Annotated in this window: 1 pseudogene; it reads left to right on the forward strand. The window is 68.0% G+C overall.

Annotated features, from left to right (window positions below):
- Positions 1-497: 497 nt before the first annotated feature.
- A pseudogene (locus tag WDV06_RS37015) lies at positions 498-859 on the forward strand (DUF1963 domain-containing protein); the annotation flags it as partial.

Here is an 859-nt window from a genome sequence, read left to right on the forward strand (position 1 = left end):
AGGAACCTGCCACTTGTGACGCGGTGGCGACGCGACGAACTCCCGCGCGTCCAGTCGACGTGGTGGGGCTCGTTCCCGGTCTCGCCGACTGGGCGCGGGAGACGGTTCGGCTGCACCCGAGGCCGGGCCCGCCATCGCCTGCTGAGAGTTCGGTGGGCGGCCCGCTGCTGTGGCCGGCCGACGAGGCCTGGCCGGTCTGTACACGCGTACATCAAGATCTGGGAATGGGTATGCCCAGCGGTCCCTGTGTGCCGCTGGTGCCCATCGTGCAGGCCTTCCGTTCCCACCTGCCTGACGGAGTCATACCCTTTCCACCCGGCAGGGACGTCCTTCAGGTGCTGTGGTGCCCGTTCAACCACGCATTCCCCGCCTCGCCGTGGCCGATGGTGTTCTGGCGTGATTCCGCTGCTGTACGGGTAGTGCTGCCGACTCCACCCGCTGACCCGGCCGCGGACGACTGGCACGTTCCAAGGCCTTGCGTCGTCCATCCGGAGCGTGTGACGGAATACCCGCACTGGGATCTGCCGGAAGACCTGGCCGCAGCCTGGGAGGAGGACTTCAACCGGCTGGAGGAAGCAGCCCCGCTCTTCTCCTTCTCGTCGCACCTCTCCGAGGCACCGGGCACCAAACTCGGTGGTTATCCGTCCTGGTTCACGTGGCCGGGATGGCCTGACTGCGACGGGTGCGACAACCGAATGGACCACCTGCTCACCGTGGCCAGCTGGGAGTGCGACGGGGCGTCGTGGCGTACGTGGCTTCCCTTGGAGGACCGCGGTGCGGACGGGAGCCGAGCCGTCCCGGTCGACCCCACCGGCCTCGATGTGGGCAGCGTGGGCTCCGTGTACATCTTCGAATGCCG

Source organism: Streptomyces racemochromogenes (genome assembly GCF_044129415.1).
GTDB lineage: Bacteria > Actinomycetota > Actinomycetes > Streptomycetales > Streptomycetaceae > Streptomyces > Streptomyces racemochromogenes_A.